Source organism: Rhodococcus sp. NPDC057297 (assembly GCF_042667435.1).
Classification (GTDB): Bacteria; Actinomycetota; Actinomycetes; order Mycobacteriales; family Mycobacteriaceae; genus Rhodococcoides.
In genome coordinates this window covers 208226-224859 of record NZ_JBHUZE010000003.1, presented here as the reverse complement: position 1 = coordinate 224859, position 16634 = coordinate 208226, and the positions used below count along the sequence as shown (strand labels likewise).

12 protein-coding genes are annotated in these 16634 nt (G+C 65.0%); 1 reads left to right on the top strand and 11 read right to left on the bottom strand.

What is annotated here, in order from left to right:
- Positions 1–8 precede the first annotated feature (8 nt).
- From ACFULT_RS11000 to ACFULT_RS10950, 11 genes are all read right to left on the bottom strand, one after another.
- A complete protein-coding gene (locus tag ACFULT_RS11000) occupies positions 9–1787 on the bottom strand; it encodes a glycoside hydrolase family 15 protein (protein WP_094720473.1) in 1779 nt (592 codons plus the stop codon).
- Positions 1784–2461 (bottom strand): HAD family hydrolase, encoded by a 678-nt coding sequence (locus ACFULT_RS10995; protein ID WP_378481461.1) that lies wholly within the window; start codon positions 2459–2461, stop codon positions 1784–1786. Before ACFULT_RS10995 ends, ACFULT_RS11000 begins: the two co-directional genes overlap by 4 nt.
- Before the next feature lie 87 nt (positions 2462–2548).
- On the bottom strand, positions 2549–3022 hold the full coding sequence (locus ACFULT_RS10990; protein WP_019662931.1) for a Dps family protein: 474 nt from the start codon (positions 3020–3022) through the stop codon (positions 2549–2551).
- Positions 3023–3097: 75 nt separating this feature from the next.
- Positions 3098–4615 (bottom strand): catalase, encoded by a 1518-nt coding sequence (locus tag ACFULT_RS10985; RefSeq protein WP_037143229.1) that lies wholly within the window; start codon positions 4613–4615, stop codon positions 3098–3100.
- 190 nt (positions 4616–4805) lie between these two features.
- Positions 4806–5462 (bottom strand): hypothetical protein, encoded by a 657-nt coding sequence (locus ACFULT_RS10980; protein WP_378481460.1) that lies wholly within the window; start codon positions 5460–5462, stop codon positions 4806–4808.
- Between the two features lie 5 nt (positions 5463–5467).
- Positions 5468–7156 carry a GMC oxidoreductase gene (locus ACFULT_RS10975; RefSeq protein ID WP_378481459.1) on the bottom strand — a complete coding sequence of 563 codons (1689 nt, stop codon included), beginning with the start codon at positions 7154–7156 and terminating at the stop codon, positions 5468–5470.
- On the bottom strand, positions 7153–8628 hold the full coding sequence (locus ACFULT_RS10970; RefSeq protein WP_378481458.1) for a flavin-containing monooxygenase: 1476 nt from the start codon (positions 8626–8628) through the stop codon (positions 7153–7155). Before ACFULT_RS10970 ends, ACFULT_RS10975 begins: the two co-directional genes overlap by 4 nt.
- Positions 8622–9203 (bottom strand): TetR/AcrR family transcriptional regulator, encoded by a 582-nt coding sequence (locus ACFULT_RS10965; RefSeq protein WP_019662926.1) that lies wholly within the window; start codon positions 9201–9203, stop codon positions 8622–8624. Before ACFULT_RS10965 ends, ACFULT_RS10970 begins: the two co-directional genes overlap by 7 nt.
- Before the next feature lie 90 nt (positions 9204–9293).
- Positions 9294–11072, bottom strand: a complete 1779-nt coding sequence (locus ACFULT_RS10960; protein ID WP_378481457.1) for a multicopper oxidase family protein — start codon at positions 11070–11072, stop codon at positions 9294–9296.
- Positions 11073–11177: 105 nt separating this feature from the next.
- Positions 11178–12200: an aspartate-semialdehyde dehydrogenase gene (locus ACFULT_RS10955; protein WP_037108425.1), complete on the bottom strand. Its 1023-nt coding sequence runs from the start codon at positions 12198–12200 to the stop codon at positions 11178–11180.
- A complete protein-coding gene (locus tag ACFULT_RS10950; protein WP_019662923.1) occupies positions 12197–13462 on the bottom strand; it encodes an aspartate kinase in 1266 nt (421 codons plus the stop codon). Before ACFULT_RS10950 ends, ACFULT_RS10955 begins: the two co-directional genes overlap by 4 nt.
- A gap of 446 nt (positions 13463–13908) precedes the next feature.
- On the opposite strand from ACFULT_RS10950, the gene ACFULT_RS10945 reads away from it, so the two are divergent.
- Positions 13909–16563 carry a LuxR C-terminal-related transcriptional regulator gene (locus tag ACFULT_RS10945; RefSeq protein WP_378481456.1) on the top strand — a complete coding sequence of 885 codons (2655 nt, stop codon included), beginning with the start codon at positions 13909–13911 and terminating at the stop codon, positions 16561–16563.
- Positions 16564–16634: the final 71 nt, after the last annotated feature.

Sequence of the window (16634 nt, the reverse complement as noted above, 5' to 3'; positions counted from 1 at the left end):
CCTACGAGTCAGTTCGTTGCGTCGTGCGAATGCGCGATCGTCAGCGCTGCGTTCACCAGGGCCAGGTGGCTCAAGCCCTGCGGGAAGTTACCCAGAAACGATCCGTCCGAAGCATCGATCATCTCGCTGTAGAGGCCGACGTCGTTGGACGTCTCGACGAGTTGGTCCATCAGCTCGGATGCTTCGTCGTCGCGTCCGACGCAGGCGAGCGCCGAGACACGCCAGAACCCGCATGCGACGAACGTCGCCTCTTCTTTGTCGACGCCGCTGTAACGGTAGAGGTGTGGCCCGGCGCCGAGTTCGCGCCCCAGTGCGTCGATGGTGGACGAAAGTCGTTCTCCACGATCGAAGTCCATTTCCGCGGCGAGCAACACCGATGCGTCGAGACCGTCCGCCCCCGGATAGGCGAGGTAGGCCTGACGCTCCTCGGACCAGCATTTTTCTTCGACGTACTGCCTGATACGCCCGCGTTCGGCACGCCATCTGTCTGCAACGCCGGGGATCTGGCCCTCTTCGGCGAGGTGGACTGCACAGTCGAGCGCCTGCCAGCAGCCCAACTTGGAACTGGTGTAGTGCTGTTCGTCCTCGAGTTCCCAGATTCCGGCGTCGCGGCGCTGCCAGGAGTCGCAGGCTTCGTCGGCGATGGTGGCCAGTAGTCGTCCGGTTTCCGCGTCGAGTACGTTGCCGGCATCCACGTACAACCTCACGATGGCGAACAGGTCTCCGAAGATCCCCAGCTGTAACTGGTCTGCGGCGGCATTGCCGTTGACGACGGGTCCGACGCCGCGCCATCCCGGTACGTCGGGTTGCTCGGTGCCTCCGGGGAGTTCACCACCGAGCGTGTAGAACACGTTGACGAGAGGATCGTTGAGCCTGATGACCTTCAGAAGCCACGCAACTGCGGCGTGCACTTCTTCACGCAGACCGAACCTGATGAGCGCACGGATCGTGTACGCGGTGTCGCGGACCCACGCGTAGCGGTAGTCCCAGTTCTTTCCACCGGTGCGATTCTCGGGCAGAGACGTCGTGGCGGCTGCCGCGATGGCGCCGGAAGGACTGTGCAGCAGCAGTTTCAACGCGAGAGCGCTGCGTGCCACATGCTCCTTCCAGGGGCCGTCGTAGTGAAATTCGTCGGACCACATCCTCCAGTTGCCGACAGTACGATCGATCCCCTCGTCGACCTTGATCGGCTCGGGCAGGTGGAGCGGCTCGTTCTCGGTACCGACGAGACCGATCAGGTGACGAGATCCGGGCGACGTGGTGAACGTGCCGTCGATGATCTGGTCGCCGACGGTCACGTCGTCCGCCTCGAGGGTGCGGACGGCCATCGTCAGACCGTCGGCGCGGAGCACGGTGCCGTGCTGAGTGTCGTACGCCCACGGGGACGCGATACCGAGCATGGTCCCCGGAGCAACCTTCCATGCCATGTCGACGGTTCCCTCGACACCGTCGATGCGGCGTCCGAGTTCCACCCAGGGCAACCGGCCGGCCACTCCGGTGTTGAGCGAGTCGGTGACGCGGACAATTCCCGTATCCGTCGTGTACAACGTCGTCAGCACGTTTGTTCCCTCGACGAATTCACGCTCTGCGGTGAAGGATTCGACGGGGGCGAGCGCAAAGGTGCCGCCGTGCTCGGCGTCCAGGACGGCGGCGAACGGGGGCGGAGAATCGAGGTTGGGGATGGGTAACCAGTCGATTCGGCCGTCGTCGGCGATCAGGGCGACCGTCCGTCCGTCTCCGATCGCTGCGTAGTCTTCGATTGCTGCGTAGCCGTCCTGACGACTCATACGGCGGTCAACCTCGCGATGGGGCTGTCGGTCAGATGTTCGACGAGATCCGCTGGGTCCTCGTAGACCGCTTCTGCGCCGGCAGCGCGTAATTCGGCGTCGGGTACACCTCCGCACCTGACTCCGATTCCTGCCACTCCGACGCGTCTGGACGCTTTCATGTCCCACACGCTGTCGCCGATCATGACCGCCCCGCGGGCTTCTACGCCCGCGCGTTGCAGAGCGACGTCGACGATCTCGGGGCTCGGCTTGGCCACGTCGGCGTCCTCGGACGACGTCACGACGGACACGATGTCCTCGACGTCGAGGAGGTCACGGAGGTGGGCGAGTTCGTTCTCGGGTGCCGACGTGGCCAGTACGACGGTCAGGCCTGCATCGTCGATGCGCTGCAGCAACTCTCGTGCACCGGGCAGAATTTGCAGCCGCGCAATCGCTTGCTGGTAGTAGCTGGTGTGCAGATCCTTTGCTTCGAGTGCTGCGGCACTGTCGGAGGATCCGACGAGCGATTCGAGCAGCTTGTCGCCGTCCATGCCGATGCAGCGGTGGATCCTCCACGACGGGACGGTCACTCCGGCGTCGGCGAATGCCCTGGACCATGCGTCCACGTGAACGTAGTTGGAGTCCACCAGGGTGCCGTCTATGTCGAACAGGACTGCGCCTGAAGTCGAAGTCATTGCCCACGGCTACCCGCGCCGTACCGGGGTGAAACGTGAGCAGGCCCCCTTCCCGGAAGGGAAGAGGGCCTGCTCACAGTGCTGAGGTCAGTCGACCTGCGCTTGCCACATCCAGTGCAATTGCTCCAGTCGGGCGGTGATCGCGATGAGCAGATCCTGCGTCACGGGATCAGCGGCCTCGGTGTCCGCGATGCGCCCGCGTAGCCGATCCACCACTGCGGCAAGGTTGTCCACCACGGCGGCGATCACCTGCTCGTCCTTGGTCCAGCCTTCACCGAACCCCTTGGTGCCCGCTGTGGCCGACACCGTGGCCGAGCGTCCGTCCGGGCTGACACCGATCGCCGTTGCACGTTCGGCTGCCTCGTCGGTGAAATCCCGTGCTGCAGTGACGAGCTCGTCCAACGCGAGGTGCACCGAACGAAAGTTCTTGCCGATGACGTTCCAGTGCGCCTGCTTCGCGATGAGGGACAGGTCGATCAGATCGACGACGGTGCCTTGCAGGGCATCTCCGGCAATCTTCTGCTGACCTGCATCGAGAGTGCTGCTGATGGGGTTGGTCATGAGTGCGCCTCCTACGTTCTTACGTTCGCTCAGCTCAACGGTCCGACCGCGGACGATGTTCCCGGTTGTGACGCGTCAGACCTTCTCTGCCTCGTCGCCGGGAGTGGTCGGCGACTGGCTGGTCGTCGGCGCCGTGTCGCTCTGGCCTGCGCGCACACCTTCCTCGACCTTCTTCCCGAGGTCGGGGTCGACGTTGGTCCAATACTCGAAGACGCGTTGCAAGACGGGCTCGGTGACACCGTTGAGTGCGTGGCCGACGATGTTGCCTGCCAATCGCTCACGCTGATCGTCGTCCATGACCTCGCGGACGAGAATGCCGGCCTGGGCGAAGTCGGTGTCCTCGGGATGCTCGATGTATCCGGTTCGGACGAAACGTGGCTCGAAGTCCCACGACCCGTCGTCGCCGTACTTCGCAGTGTCCGCGTGCGGGCCGCCGTACGAGTTGGGTGCGTACACGGGAGTGTCGGCGGAGTTGAACGAGTACCGCATCGACCCTTCCTTGGAATAGGAGTTGACCTGAGCCTTCGGTGCGTTGACCGGGAGCTGCGCGTAGTTGGTTCCGATGCGGTAGCGGTGCGCGTCGGCGTAGGAGAAGATGCGTCCGAGCAGCATCTTGTCCGGGCTGGCGGCGATGCCGGGTACCAGGTTCGACGGTTCGAACGAGCTCTGCTCGATCTGCGCGAAGAAGTTCTCCGGGTTGCGGTTCAACGTCAGCTTGCCGACCTTGATCTTCGGGTAGTCCTTCTGCGACCACACCTTCGTGAGGTCGAACGGGTTGTACTTGTACCCCTCGGCCTCGTCGTACGGCATGACCTGGATGTAGAAGTCCCAGCTCGGGAAGTCGCCCTCGGAGATCGCACCGAACAGATCCTGGCGGTGATGATCGGGCGACGTGCCCGCGAGCTCGTCGGCCTTTTCCTGCGTCAGGAAGTCGATGCCCTGGTTGGTCTTGAAGTGGAACTTGACCCAGGAGCGCTCACCGGCGTCGTTGATGAACTGGTAGGTGTGCGAGCCGAAGCCGTCCATGTGTCGGTAGCTCTTCGGGATGCCGCGGTCACCCATGAGCCAGGTGACCTGATGCGCGGACTCGGGTGACAGCGTCCAGAAGTCCCACTGCATGTTGTGGTCGCGCAGACCGGAGTCCGGCATGCGCTTCTGGCTGCGGATGAAGTCCTGGAACTTGATGGGGTCCTTGACGAAGAACACCGGGGTGTTGTTTCCGACGAGGTCCCAGTTGCCTTCGGTGGTGTAGAACTTCAGCGCGAAGCCGCGAGGGTCCCGCCAGGTGTCCGGGCTTCCCTGTTCACCGGCGACGGTGGAGAACCGCGCGAGCGCTTCGGTCTTGACACCCTTCTGAAGGGCAGCAGCCTTGGTGTACTTCGAGATGTCCTCGGTGATCTCGAGGACGCCGAACGCACCCGCGCCCTTGGCGTGCACCACGCGCTCCGGGACACGCTCACGATTGAACTGAGCCATCTTCTCGATGAGGTAGTGGTCCTGAAGAAGGATCGGGCCTTGCGTCCCCGCCGTCAACGACTGGTCGTCGCTGGGCACGGGGATTCCGGAGTTACTGGTGGTGGCCGGTTCTGTCATTCGGGCTGCCTCCTGAAAGATTCACTGAGGACAGTCGGAGGGGCTGGCTCCGACTGCCATGGCTGTACTCGGAACGTCTATCACGCTCGTATAACCAATCTGCGCGTTTTCGAACCTGATACGGCCATTTTTTTGAATCAGTCAAAAGACGGGGGTTGAGCCAGCAGGAACGACCAGATGAAACCGGCCCTCAGACTTCGACGTCACCCACCAGCCGCGATGCACCCGTCGACATGGTGCCGGACACGATCTGGAGGCCGAAGTGGGAGCCGGGACGCAGCCACTCACCCAGCGACGGCCCTTCTGCATCCACCTGCACACGGCACAGTCTCGCCTTGCCCTTCAGGGAGGCGCCCGCAAGGGAGACCTCCTCGTCCACGGGCTGGGCGAAGCCGATCCCACCCCGCATGGGAAACCGCGGTCCGACGCTTCGTGACGCGACATTAACGGCCCATCCGTCGCCGCTTGCCGTCGATGTCCCCAGCACGTCGCCGCCGAAGTGTGCGAGCACTTTGGGCAGGTTCCAATGGGTGCGTCCCCCGTGCACCGACGTCTCGGAGTCGACGGCGATGAACGGCACGGCCATGCGAGGCATCGCGCCGATGAGCTTCCCCGGCCTCCGCAGGACCGGGCTGGCGAGGATCTCTCGGTATGGGCCGACCGGCGAATCCAGATAGTCGACGACCATGGCAACGGTCACCGGGAGGTCTTTCTGCGGAAGCAGGGCGCGTCCCGTTCCGGTCGCCCGATGCCACCAGATCGTGGCGCGTACCGACGCAGGCCAGGGCGGCGGTGGGCTCGTCGGCCACTCGGTTCTGGGTGACTCGGATTCACTGACACTCCACATACCCGTCACGCTCCTTTCACGGTCAGCGGAAGGCGCAGGGCACCTGGGGCAGAGGCGGGCACGACCGGCGAGCGAGGCTGCGTGGGCTTGATCTCTCGGTAGGGCTCTTCTTGCGACGGTCGTTGGTCGGCCTCGCCTTTGTTGGGCCAGAGCGCCAGGGCTCGCTCGGCCTGGGCGGTGATCGTCAGAGACGGATTGACACCCAGGTTGGCGCTCACCGCCGAACCGTCGACGACGTGGAGTCCGTCGTATCCGTACACCCGGTGGTAGGCGTCGACGACGCCGCGCTCGGCGTTCTCGCCGATCGCACACCCTCCGAGGAAGTGGGCAGTCATCGGGATGTTGACGATCTCGGCGATGGAGCCACCCGGATCACCGCCGATCTTGTCCGCGAGCATCCGTATCGCCTCGTGCCCCTGCGGGATCCACTGCGGTGGTGGGTCGCCCTGGCCCGGACGGCTGGTCAGACGCCTGCCGAACAATCCCTTCTTCGAGCCGAGTTCCAGCGAATTGTCGTCGGTCTGCATGACGAGCGCGATGACGGTGCGCTCGGACCAGCGACGGACGGACAGGCTGCGCAGTGCAGCACCGGGGTGTCGCAGCGCGACGCCGAGAGTCTTCAGCACCCGAGGCGTGCGGCCCCCTCCGTCGCTCAGCACTGTCTGCAGGAGGCCGATGGCGTTGCTGCCCTTGCCGTATCGAACGGGTTCGATGTGCGTGTGATCGTCGGGATGGAACGACGACGTGATCGCGACGCCCTGTGTGTAGTCGATCTCGCGGCCCCGCGCAGTCGCGGCGAGGACGGCCTCGGAGTTCGTGCGGACGAGGCCGCCGATCCGGTCGGACAGCTTGGGCAACTGCCCGGTCTCCTTCATCGCCAGCAGCAGCTTCTGGGTGCCGTAGGTACCAGCCGCGAAGACCACCTGGTCGGCCGTCATGACGGTGTCGGCCCGGCGCAGTTTTGCGCCCGTGCGACGAGTCACCACCTCGTAGCCTCCCCCTGCGCGTGGCCGGACGGAGGTGACCGTCGTCAGCGGGAAGATCTGTGCGCCGGCGTGTTCCGCGAGATGCAGGTAGTTCTTGACGAGTGTGTTCTTCGCCCCGACGCGGCATCCCGTCATGCAGGATCCACATTCGGTGCAGCCGGTCCGTGCCGGCCCGACGCCGCCGAAGAACGGGTCCGGATCGGTCCTTCCCGGCTGACCGAAGAACACACCGACGGGTGTGCTGGTGAACGTCTCCCCCACCCCCATGTCCTCGGCCACTTCCTTCATGACCTTGTCCGACGGGGTGATCGTGGGGTTGGTCTCGACGCCCAGCATGCGTTTCGCCTGGTTGTAGTAGGGGCCCAATTCACGGTGCCAGTCAGTGATACCTGCCCACTGCGGATCCTCGAAGAATCGCTTGGGTGGCTGGTAGAGCGTGTTCGCGTAGTTCAGCGATCCGCCGCCGACGCCTGCGCCCGCCATGACGAGTACGTCGGGGAGCAGATGAATGCGCTGTACTCCGTAGCACCCGAGGGCGGGTGCCCACAGGTATTTTCTCAGTCGCCAACTGGTCTTCGGCAGCTGATCGTCAGCGAAGCGCCGTCCGGATTCCAGCACGCCGACGCTGTATCCCTTCTCGACGGCGCGCAGCGCGCTGACGCTCCCGCCGAACCCTGATCCGATGACAAGAACGTCGAAATGGGTCATCTCGCAGAACCTTTCGTTTCGTATTTGTCCAGGTCGAACGTCCGGGTCGAGTTACGGAACGTGAACGTGTAGGTCGGCCACATCACCGGATTCTTCCCTTCGGAGTCCAGGTACCAACTCGAGCAACCGCCGGAGTTCCACACCGTTCCGGCCAGCGAGTCGTGGATCCACGTGTTGTATTCCTTCTGGGCGGTTTCTGTGACGTCGACGGAGCCGATCCCCCGCTCACGCATCTGCGCCAACGCGGACACCACGTACTCGGCCTGCGATTCCAGCATGTAGACGATGGAGCTGTGGCCGAGGTTGGTGTTCGGCCCGTACATCAGGAACAGGTTCGGGAATCCGCTGACGGTGGTGCCTCGGAATGCGTTGGGGCTGCCACCCCACTTCTGAGCGAGCGTCTCCCCGCTGTCGCCGACGAGCAGGTGCGAGACCGGTGGTTCCGTCGGGGTGAATCCGGTGGCGAAGATGATCGTGTCCACCGGGTAGGACGTGCCGTCGGCCGCGCTGACCGAGTCCTCCCCGATCGAGGCGAGCCGGCTTGCCACCAGGTCGACGTCGCTTCGGTCGAGGGTCTTCAACCAGTCGTTGGACAGCAGGATCCGCTTGCATCCGATGACGAAGTTCGGTGTGAGAGCCGCCCGCTTCGCCGGGTTCTTCACCTGTCGACGCAGGTGCGTCCTCGCTACGATCGACACCAGCGGCAGTACCTTCGGAAAGCGCGCCAGACCGAGGACGTATGCCTCCCGGTAGCTGTAGATGGCAGCCCGAACCGCTTTCTGCGACAGAGGGAAACGTCGGTACATGGCCTTCTCGACGCGGCCGAGGGTGCGGTCCAACCGAGGAATGACCCACGCGGGAGTTCGTTGGAACACTGTGAGCCGCTCGGTGCGGTCGGCGATCTCGGGCACGAACTGCACGGCGGATGCGCCCGTGCCGATGACGGCGACGCGTTTACCCGTCAGGTCGTGATCGTGGTTCCACGTCGCGGAGTGGAACATCTCGCCGGTGAACGTCTCGATACCGGGCACCTCGGGAAGTTTCGGAGTCGACAGAGCACCCGTCGCCGCGACGAGCACACGCGTCGACACCGGGCCGGACGACGTCTGCACGTTCCACCGGGAGGACGCGGAATCCCAGGTGGCGCCGAGCAATTCGCATTCGGTGACGATGCGCTCGCGCAGACCCGTCCGCTCCACGACTCCCCTGAGGTATGCGTAGATCTCCGGCTGGCGGGCGAACGTGTGCGTCCACTCGGGGCTCTGTGCGAACGAGAACGAGTAGAGCGACGTCGGCACGTCACACGCACACCCGGGGTAGGTGTTGTCTCGCCACGTCCCACCGACGTCGGCTGCACGTTCGATGACGAGCACGTCCGCCGACGGGTCTGCGTCGAGAACCTTGGTGGCTGCGGCTATTCCGGCAAATCCTGCACCGACGACCAGTACATCGACCGAGCTGGGGATCACCATTCCATCACCTTCTGCTCCCATGCGGGCAACAACCGCGACCGGAGTGCGGCGTCGGCGTCGGGGCTACGGAACAAGGCCGACACGGCCAGTCCACGTGCCAGTTCTATGCTGAGTTCTATGCTCTCGGTGGACATTCGGCTACCCATGACGATGGACGCACCTCCCATCAGCGCCTCGGACACCTTGCGTTCGAGCGGTAGCATCGCTTCGTGCAGGGCTGCGTCTGTCCTGGCGGCGACCCACAATTCGAGCGCTGCGTAGAAGAGCGGGCCGGAAAAGGCCTCGCTCAACACCTCGACACCGCGCTCGGGATCGGGCTTCGCGGCCAGGATTTCTGCGAGTCGCTTGTCCACGAGATGGCCGACGGCGGCGGTAACCAGCGCCTCCTTCGTCGGAAAATGATGCAGCTGCGCTCCGCGGGACACGCCGGCACGTCGAGCGATCTCCTGCGTGCTGGTCCGCGCGAAGCCGAGCTCGACGAGGCACTCGATCGCCGCGTCGAGAAGTTTGGCCTGCGTGCCCGCCGTGCGTTCCGCTTGCGTGCGGCGTTCGGTCAGTTCGGTGCTCTGGGTCACACTGCTGACCGTAACGGAAAATCAACAAACAGTCCAGACTGCTTTTTAGTTAGGCAGTGAGATCGGCCTACGACCATCACGCCGCAGGCCTCACACCAGGCGGTAGCGGAGCATCATCTCGTGGTCCTCGTGGTCGAGCATGTGGCAATGCCACATGTAACCCTGCAATTCAGCAGATCCGTGATGCCCGCCCGAACCGACGGAAAACGTCGCGTCCGGGTCGAACCCGAGCTCGTCGGCGCGCGGGAACCGGACCAGAATTCGCGTGACCGTTCCTGGGTAGGTGTTGACGGTGTCCTTCGTACCGGCTTCCCACGGCGCAGGCGGAGCAACCGGCCCGCTGACGTACCGTTCGACGTCGGGAGCCCATTTGATCCCGACGTCGGGTCGCGGGTTGTCGCGCTGGTAGGCGGCGAGATCGATCGGCGCGCGACCGAGAGTCCGAAAGTGCACCAGGTGCAGGTGAATCGGGTGCGGTTCGAGCGTGGTGTTGACGATGTTCCATTGCTCGACGGCTCCCTGCGCGGGCATCTCGATATCCGGGTCGCTGTACCGCAGATTGTTGAGCGTCATCATGGGCGGCGCCAAGGACAGGCCCGCCGACGGTTGATTCACGGTGACGGTGCGCTGCACCTGAACCTGAGGCAGCGCAGGCAGAAGTGGAGGCTGCCCCTTCCCGCCTCGGTACATGGTCATGACATCGCCGGTGAACCCGCGGCCCGACGCCACCCTGAACTGGCAGAACAACGGCATCGGTATCGCTCCCAGCGACGCGGCCTGCGCCGGTGGAGGCTCGTCGTTGCGCAACTCGATCAGCTCGCCGGGTTCCAACACGCCGAAGTCGACCAGCACGTCGATTCTCTCCGCCGGCGCCAGACGAACACTGTCGGTGCGAACCGGCGCGTCGAGCAGGCCGCCGTCGTTCCCGATGACCCAGAACTGCAGCCGCTGTGCACTCCGTTGGCCCGACATGAACAGATTCCACACCGAGTACGAACCCGCGTTGACGATACGCAAGCGGTAGAGGCCGCGCGCGACTTCCATCGTCGGCCATATCTTTCCGTTGACGACGCCGACGTCGCCGGTTCCGCCGCCCTCCCACTTACCTTGCGGCACAGTGATGTTGGACCGGATACTCATGGATCCGTCGGGATTCATGATCTTCTCCTGCAGCACCAGCGGGATCTCGAACTCGCCGGACGGGAGTCCGAGCGAATTGTCCGCTGCCCCCGAATCATGCTGATCACGAACGATATTGACACCGACGAGCCCCGCGTAGACGTTGATGCGCGTCATGGACATCGCGTGATCGTGGTACCACAACCCGGCCGCGTCGTTCAGGCCGGAAAAACTGTGGGTCAGCGACTCGCCGGGACGGACCAGCATCTCGGAGTGCCCGTCGGAATCGGGCTGCGTGATCGCCCCGTGCAGATGCAGCGAGGTCGGCGTCATGTGCCGGTCGTGTTCGCTCATGCCGTGCAGGGAGGTGTCGACGTCGGCGGCCAACGGATTGCCGTCCGTGTCGTTGCTGTAGCGCAACGTCCAGGGCTGACCTTGGACGCTCTCGATCGTCGGCCCGAGGTAGTCGAGATCGCCGTAACCGAACGTCGGACCGGGCGCGAGATCCGCGTGGAAGGAATGCGCTCCGCTCCGCGCCCTCAGCTCGACGGCGGTGCCGGAGACGACGGGCAGACGAGGGAGCTCGTCGCGGAACGGTTGCAGGGGCGGCGAGTGGAACAGCAGTGGACTGTGGCCGCCGAAGATGTCGTCCGCGGTCGCGCGGCGCACGGCCGACGACGCCGGTAGCGCCGCGGCGACGACACCGAAGGCGGCCAGGCGAAACGCAGATCGCCGTGAAATCTCGTTCACACGACACCCCCCTGCTGTGAGTGGAAATTCGGTGCATTCTGGTCGCTCCGCCGGCTCCGCGACTGCCCCGCAGCCTACATTTCCACTCACGTGCGCCGAAGGCGCCTAAACGAGCAGTTCTGCGATCTGGATCGTGTTCAGAGCTGCACCCTTGCGCAGGTTGTCGCCGGACACGAAGAGCGCGAGTCCGCGGCCCTCGGGAGCACCCGGGTCCTGACGGATCCGACCGACCAGCGATGCATCCTTGCCCGCAGCCTGCAGCGGGGTCGGAACGTCGACGAGTTCGACGCCCGGTGCCGAGGCCAACAGTTCCCGTGCACGCTCCACCGACAACGGCGACGCGAATTCGGCGTTGATCGACAGCGAGTGACCGGTGAAGACGGGGACACGGACGCACGTGCCGCTGACCAGCAGGTCCGGCAGTCCGAGGATCTTGCGCGACTCGTTACGGAGCTTCTGATCCTCGTCCGTCTCACCGGAACCGTCGTCGACCAGCGATCCCGCCAGCGGAAGCACGTTGAAGGCGATGGGTGCGACGTACTTGTTCGGCGCCGGGAAGTCGACCGCCGAACCGTCGTGCACGAGCTTTTCCGCGTCGTCGATGACGGCGCGCGCCTGGGTGGCGAGTTCTTCGACACCGGCCAGGCCGCTGCCCGAGACCGCCTGGTAGCTGGAGACGATGAGCCGCTGCAGGCCAGCCTCGTCGTGCAGCACCTTCAGGACCGGCATTGCGGCCATCGTGGTGCAGTTGGGGTTGGCGATGATGCCCTTGGGCGGGTTCTTCGCCGCGTCGGGGTTGACCTCGCTGACCACGAGCGGAACGTCGGGGTCCTTGCGGAACGCAGACGAGTTGTCGATGACGACGGCACCCGCCGCAGCGAAGCGCGGGGCCTGCTCGCGAGAGAGCGTCGCACCGGCGGAGAACAACGCGATGTCGATCCCGGCGAGGTCCGCGGTCGACGCATCCTCGACGATGATCTCCTCGCCGCGGAACGGCAGCTTCTTGCCCGCCGACCGCGCCGACGCGAAGAATCGAACCGTGTCGGCCGGAAAGTTGCGCTCTTCCAACAGGGTTCGCATGACGGCGCCGACCTGACCGGTGGCTCCTACGACTGCAACTACGGTCATCGTCCTGTACCTCCGTGTACGACGGCTTCTTCGTCGCCGCCGAGATCGAATGCCTCGTGCAGTACACGCACGGCCTCGTCGAGCTGATTGTCGTTGACCAGAACGGAAATACGGATCTCCGACGTGCTGATCAGGTCGATGTTGACGCCTGCGTCCGCGAGGGACTCGCAGAACGTAGCCGTGACGCCCGGGTGGCTCTTCATTCCGGCACCGACGAGAGAGACCTTGCCGATGTGGTCGTCGTAGAGGACCTGCGCGAAACCGATCTCGGACTGCAGCTTGGTGAGCTTCTCCACTGCCGTCGGGCCGTCGGACTTGGGGCAGGTGAACGTGATGTCGGTCTTGCCGGTGTCGACCTTCGACACTCCCTGCAGCACCATGTCGATGTTGATCTCCGCGTCCGCGACGGCGCGGAAGATCTTCGCCGCGTACCCCGGGGAGTCGGGGATACCGACCACGGTGACCTTGGCTTCGCTGCGATCGTGTGCGACGCCGGTGAGAATGGCTTCTTCCACAGGAATGTCCTCCATAGATCCGGAGACGATGGTTCCGGGTTTCGTGGTGTACGACGACCGAACGTGTACGGGAACGTTGTAGCGACGTGCGTACTCGACGCAGCGCAGCATGAGCACCTTGGCTCCGCAGGCCGCCATCTCGAGCATTTCCTCGAACGAGACCGTGTCGAGGTGGCGCGCATTCGGAACGATGCGGGGGTCGGCGGTGAAGATGCCGTCGACGTCGGTGTAGATCTCGCAGACGTCGGCGTTCAGTGCCGCCGCCAACGCGACTGCCGTGGTGTCCGAGCCACCGCGTCCGAGCGTCGTGACGTCCTTGCTGTCCTGGCTGACGCCCTGAAAGCCGGCGACGAGGACGATCGAGCCCTCGTCGAGGGCGTCGCGCACGCGGCCGGGGGTGACGTCGATGATCTTGGCGTTGCCGTGCACGCTCGTCGTGACGACGCCTGCCTGCGATCCGGTGAAGGAGCGTGCCTCGGCTCCGAGAGAATGAATGGCCATCGCGACGAGGGCGTTGGAGATGCGCTCGCCCGACGTCAGCAGCATGTCCATCTCCCGCGCGGGTGGCGCTGGGCAGACCTGCTCGGCCAGGTCGAGGAGCTCGTCGGTGGTATCACCCATTGCGGACACGACGACGACCACGTCGTTGCCCGCCTTCTTGGTCTCGACGATTCGTTCAGCAACGCGTCGGATACGTTCGGCGGTAGCCACCGACGATCCACCGTACTTCTGGACGATGAGAGCCACGCGTGTGTACCTCCGCTGCTTGGGTGCGTCTCGATTGGTGTAACTTGCCGGAGCTACCTTACCGAGGTCCAGCCTCTCCTTGCGCTGGTGGTACGGCAACAGCGCCCCTGACCTGCATCTTCCGTCCGCCGACGGGCACCGGGAGCGTCTCCCCCGGCCGCTCACGTCCCAGCCCGGTCCCGAATCCAGGAAATCTGCCCGACGCCCGCGCTCGGGTCACCCCGATGCGACGAGCGTGAAACGTGGAGTCCGTCCGGATAAACAGGCAGTTTCGGCGGTCGGGTACCGGTTCCCGGCCCTCAGCGGACGGCCCATCGCCCGCACCCGGCCGAAGCAAACCGAACGGTGTCCGAATCGAGCGTTACTTCCCGAAATCGCAAGAACCGGAATACTATTGGCCGGTCCATCGCATCACATGCGCCTTTTTCGTCGGGAGAGGGTCGTGTATGACCACGTTGCCCCTGTCTTCACTCTCGACGCCGTCTCGGCAGCCCGCGGTGACGCCGCCCGAGCTGCGCAGCAGAATTCCCCTTCGTCCTCGAACCACGATCAGCCGTCCCCGCCTGCTCACGATGCTCGACGACGACGCCGATCCGTCGGTGGTGACCCTGGTGACCGCACCGGCGGGGTCCGGAAAGACGACACTGCTGGTCGACTGGATCGTCGCCGACGAACGGGCGCGTACCGGGTCGGTGGCCTGGCTGACCGTCGAGGAGTCCGACAACGACGTCGCGCATCTGCGATCGTCGGTCGTGTCGGCGTTCGAGCATGCGGGTTCGCACGCGCTGAGCAATGCGATGGCGAGGGTGCCGTCACCGACGGACTCGTCGGGCAGCTTCGGTGCCCGGCTCGTGGAGGCACTCGAATCGGTGGATCGTCCGGTGACGCTGATTCTGGACGACGCGCATCTACTCCACGACGACGACGCACTGTCGTTGCTCGGTAATTTCCTGCGTTGGCCGCCGCGCACTGTCCGCACGGTTCTCGCCGGACGGTTCGAACCACCCCTGGCGCTGCAGAAGTTGCGCTTGGACGGTCGAGTGCACGACATCTCCCAGGCTGCCATCGCGTTCACCGCGGACGAAGCGGCCGCGATGTTGGCACGCACCGGGACCGTTCTCGCAGAGGACGATCTGTCCAAGCTGATGGTTCGGACCGAGGGATGGGCGGCCGGCCTGCGGCTTGCCGGAATGACTCTGACGGGCACGCGGTCGCCGTCCGAGGTCATCGACGCATTCACCGGAACACAGCACACCGTCGCGGATTACCTCGTCGGCGAGGTCCTTTCCAGCCTTCCGCCTCATGTCCGGACGTTCCTGATCGAGACGTCCGTCCCCGACTGGTTCACGGCCGACCTCGCGGAGAAGCTCACCGGTGAACGTCGCTGCCAGGACATCATCGACGGTCTCCTCGCACAGAATTTCCTCGTCGATCGCATTCCCGGGCCCGAGACCGGCTACCGGTACCACCCGCTCATGCGTGGTTATCTCCGCGCGGAGATCGCGCGCCTCGGGGCCGAGCAGATCAGGAACCTCGAGCGCGTCACGTCCTCGTGGTTCACCGACTCACGCCACCCGTTGTTCGCACTCCAGCACAGCGTGCACGCCGCCGACTGCACGCGAATCCTCGACATTCTGTCCGAGTCCGGCCTGGGCATGGTGTTGCGCGGTGACGGCCCCCAGGTGCTCGAGGCCGTCGAGCACAGCCCGGCAGATGTTCGACGCGATGTTCGGACAGGACTGGTCAGCGCGGCCGCTCTTCTGGCAACCGGTCGGATCGCACCCGCAGTGAGCATCCTGTCCGCACTCCGACGATCGGGCGACGACCCGGGCGACCCCCGCGCCGAGGTACTGCGCAGGGCACTCGATCTGCACGCTTCGCTCTACACGGGAACCGTGGCGACGCCGCTGGACCGGGCCCTGCGCGTCGGAATCGGGCAATCCGGGTCGCCGGATCTCGACGCCTACGCGTCGATGGTCGCAGGCCTCGCCGAACTTCATGTCGGACGACGAGCCGCCGCAAACATCCATCTGTCCGATGCCGTCGCGCACGCACAGGCCGGGAAACTGCATCTCACAGCGCTCACATGCCTGGCCACGATCGCCGGAAGTCACTTCCTCGCAACACAATTGACCGACGCGCAGGATGCCGCGCAGGATGCCCTCCGCTACTCGACGACGCACGGACTGACCGAATCGCCCGTGCATGCAATCGCGCAGTCGGTCGAGTTGCTCGTCGGCATCGTGCGGCTCACGCCGTCCGAGGCCGCACCCGATGACGTCTGGCGCGCGATCTGCACCTCACCTGACCTGGCCATCGCGAGCTACGGACGCCGAGCGCGATGGGCCCTCGGCGCATCCGACGACCCGGGCCGTTCCGCACCGACCGAGCGCGATCGGGCCGACCTGGAACGGCCCGCACTACCCGGATTCGAAGCCTTGCTCGCCCCGATGATCCAACGTCGATACCTCGCACAGGGAGAACTTCATCGCGCCGCGGAGTTCGTCGACCTCACAGCCCGAAGGCTCGGTCCGATCGGCGAAGTCCACCTCCTGGCGGCCGAACTGCACCGCCGAGCCGGACGCCTCGACGCCGCCGACACCGAACTGACCCGTGTCGTCGACGGCACCAAGCGCTGCCTGAACCCGGTGAACTCGATCCGCGCCCTGCTCGCAGCAGCCGCTGTCGCCGTCGAACGGAAGAATCCGGTACGCGCCTTCGACTCCATCGTCGCAGCCCTCACCGCCGCGCAACCGGAGTCGATACTGCTTCCGTTCGCAGAAGCGGGCGCCACCGTGCGCGACGTTCTGACACACAACCACGGCAGGTTCGGGCTGCTCGAGCCCTTCGCGGACCTCGCCCGCGCCTCCGTTCCACATGGCGGAGCGGGCGCCGACCGATCACCGAATGCCGCACTTACCCGCCGCGAGTTGGAACTGCTGCGCGAACTCCCGTCATGGCGGACGGCCGAGCAGATAGCCGCGGACCACTTCGTCTCCGTCAACACCATCAAGACACATCTGCGCGGCATCTACCGCAAGCTCGAAGTCCGCTCCCGTCGTGACGCCATCGCCGCCGCCCACGAACTCGGGCTGCTCTGACCGGAACTCCTCTTGCGATTCATTCATCTGCTACGGGTGATGCAGTGGGTCACCCGGGCGCGGACGCTGGT

Bases quoted from the DNA above. Each gene is read 5' to 3' on its own strand.
- ACFULT_RS11000 (WP_094720473.1), bottom strand. From the start codon at position 1,787: ATGAGTCGTCAGGACGGCTACGCAGCAATCGAAGACTACGCAGCGATC.
- ACFULT_RS10995 (WP_378481461.1), bottom strand. From the start codon at position 2,461: ATGACTTCGACTTCAGGCGCAGTCCTGTTCGACATAGACGGCACCCTG.
- ACFULT_RS10990 (WP_019662931.1), bottom strand. From the start codon at position 3,022: ATGACCAACCCCATCAGCAGCACTCTCGATGCAGGTCAGCAGAAGATT.
- ACFULT_RS10985 (WP_037143229.1), bottom strand. From the start codon at position 4,615: ATGACAGAACCGGCCACCACCAGTAACTCCGGAATCCCCGTGCCCAGC.
- ACFULT_RS10980 (WP_378481460.1), bottom strand. From the start codon at position 5,462: ATGTGGAGTGTCAGTGAATCCGAGTCACCCAGAACCGAGTGGCCGACG.
- ACFULT_RS10975 (WP_378481459.1), bottom strand. From the start codon at position 7,156: ATGACCCATTTCGACGTTCTTGTCATCGGATCAGGGTTCGGCGGGAGC.
- ACFULT_RS10970 (WP_378481458.1), bottom strand. From the start codon at position 8,628: ATGGTGATCCCCAGCTCGGTCGATGTACTGGTCGTCGGTGCAGGATTT.
- ACFULT_RS10955 (WP_037108425.1), bottom strand. From the start codon at position 12,200: ATGACCGTAGTTGCAGTCGTAGGAGCCACCGGTCAGGTCGGCGCCGTC.
- ACFULT_RS10945 (WP_378481456.1), top strand. From the start codon at position 13,909: ATGACCACGTTGCCCCTGTCTTCACTCTCGACGCCGTCTCGGCAGCCC.